Below are 2,105 nucleotides of genomic sequence, written 5' to 3'. Positions count from 1 at the left end.
AGGCGCCGAAGTTGCGCACCAGCGTGGTGATCGCCGCCTTCGTGATCTGCTCCCACTTCCAGGAGAGAGCGCTGACGACGACATCGGCCGGCGGCTTCGGCAGCAGACCGGCGGGCTCGTCCCCCGTGGCCTGCGGAGAGCGGAACCAGTAGCGCGTGACGATCCCGAAGCTTCCCCCTCCCCCGCCCGTGTGCGCCCACCACAGGTCGCGGAGGTGACCGCTGTCGTCGCGCGTGGCGACCACCGTCCTCACGGATCCCGAGCCGACCACCGTCACCACCTCAGCCGCGTACAGGTGGTCCACGATCAGGCCGTCGCGGCGGCAGAGCAGGCCCCAGCCGCCGCCGGCGACATGTCCGCCCGCACCGACCGAATAACACATGCCACCGGGCACGGTCACTCCCCAGCCGCGGTACAGACGGTCGTAGACCTCGCCGAGCGTGGCTCCCGGCTCGACGGCGAACGCCTTCTTCTCCGCGTCGAAGTACACCTGGTTCATCTCCGACATATCGACGATCACATCGACGTCGGAGTTGTAGACGAAGTCCTCGTAGCAATGTCCGCCGCTGCGGACCGACACCCGTCTCTTCGCCGCTACCGCCTCCGCGACGACGGCGACGACCTGCTCGGTGGTGGACACCAGGTGGACGCGGTCCGGCGACGCGGTCCACCGCTGGTTCAGACCGACCGTCAGATCCGCGAACCGCGCGTCGCCGGAGCGGACAGCGCTGGTGGCGAACGGGGGCACCTCCGCCTGCGTACCGCTCGGAGCGGCCAGGGCCGGCTGGGCGAGACCGAGTGCGGAGGCACCGGCCGCCCCGCCCGCGGCGGCGAGGACAGAACGACGTGTGGGCTGTTTTCCATTACGTGACATCGGCACTACTCCAGATACTCGTCACCGAATTCAGGACCTACTCGATATCCGTAGGCCACGTCCTTGAGCCGCTGTTCTTCCGACGGCGGCGGCGTGTCCTCGTCCGCGGGAACCCCGACGTTCAGGAAGAACCTTTCCTTCCCACCGGGAATCGTCATGAAAAGCATCTTGGCGGGCTCGTCGGAAACGTTTTTGAACGCGTGCTCCGTACCCCGCGGAACGAAGACGAAGGTTCCCGCCGGGGCGATGTGAGTGCCGTTCTTGTCCCGGAACTCCACGCTGCCCGCCAGGACGTAGAAGGCCTCCTCCTCCCAGTGGTGAACATGGAGCGGAGGACCACCGCCCTCCGGGACGGGCGCCTCGATGAGAAACAGCGACTTCCCGGTGTTGTGCCCACCGGCCTTGACGGTGTACCGGCCGCCGAAGGCCCACCTGCTCGGCCCTTCCCCGGGCGGCACGATGACGACCTCGTTCCTGCTCTGGCCTGCGAAGAAGCCCAGGCTCACCGGCCACCGCCGACCCCGTGGAGAGCGTCCAGCTCCTTGACGTCGGTCTCGGACAGGCGCAGTCCGGCCGCGGCGATGTTCTCCTCCAGGTGCTCCGGGCTGGAGGTGCCGGGGATGCAGCAGAGGTTCGGAGAGTGCTGCAGCAGCCACGCGAGGGCCACCTGGTAGGCGCTGGCGCCATGGCGCTCCGCCACGGTGTGGATGACCTGGGCGTCCAGCGGCACCTGCTGGGGCACCTTGGTGTCCGTCGCCGCGTCCTTCTCGTGCTGCAGGGTGAACGTGCCCAGCGGGAAGAAGGACATGAAGGCGATGCCCGCCTCCGCGCAGGTCTGCACGAGGTCCTCGTGCAGACGGCGCACCACGTTGTACTCGTTCTGCACACAGACGACCGGGGCGATCTCGCGGGCCTCGGCGAACTGCTTCGCGGTGACGTTGCTGACCCCCAGGTGCCGGATCAGGCCCGGCTCGCGCAGTTCGGCGAGCGCACCGAAGGGTTCCGCGATCGAGTCGTCCGGGCCCAGGCCGCCGGCCTCCTCCACGATCCGCAGGTTCACGACGTCGAGATGGTCGCGCCCCAGACCACGGAGGTTGTCGTACACGGCCCGGCGCAGCTGCCCCGGCTTCAGGGCCGACGGCCAGGCCCTGTCCGGAGTCCGGAAGGCACCCACCTTGGTCACGAGGACCAGGTCGTCCGGGTAGGGGGACAGGGCGGTGTTGATGAGTTC

The 2,105-nt window shown here is 68.6% G+C and carries 3 protein-coding genes; all 3 read right to left on the bottom strand.

Translation table 11 applies throughout. From position 1 onward, the window contains the following. The coding region (locus KVT45_RS54840) for an FAD-binding protein (RefSeq protein ID WP_217562587.1) at window positions 1-874 on the bottom strand (874 nt) is incomplete at its 3' end. A gap of 5 nt (window positions 875-879) precedes the next feature. Beyond that, a complete protein-coding gene (locus KVT45_RS54835; RefSeq protein WP_217562585.1) occupies window positions 880-1,380 on the bottom strand; it encodes a cupin domain-containing protein in 501 nt (166 codons plus the stop codon). Beyond that, the coding region (locus KVT45_RS54830; RefSeq protein WP_217562583.1) for an aldo/keto reductase at window positions 1,377-2,105 on the bottom strand (729 nt) is incomplete at its 5' end. The genes KVT45_RS54830 and KVT45_RS54835, both read right to left, overlap by 4 nt.

Origin of the sequence: Streptomyces sp. GbtcB6 (assembly GCF_019091475.1) — a bacterium.
Classification (GTDB): Bacteria; Actinomycetota; Actinomycetes; order Streptomycetales; family Streptomycetaceae; genus Streptomyces; species Streptomyces hyaluromycini.
The sequence above is the reverse complement of the archived record's forward strand: the minus strand, read 5'-3'. Positions and strand labels throughout refer to the sequence as shown.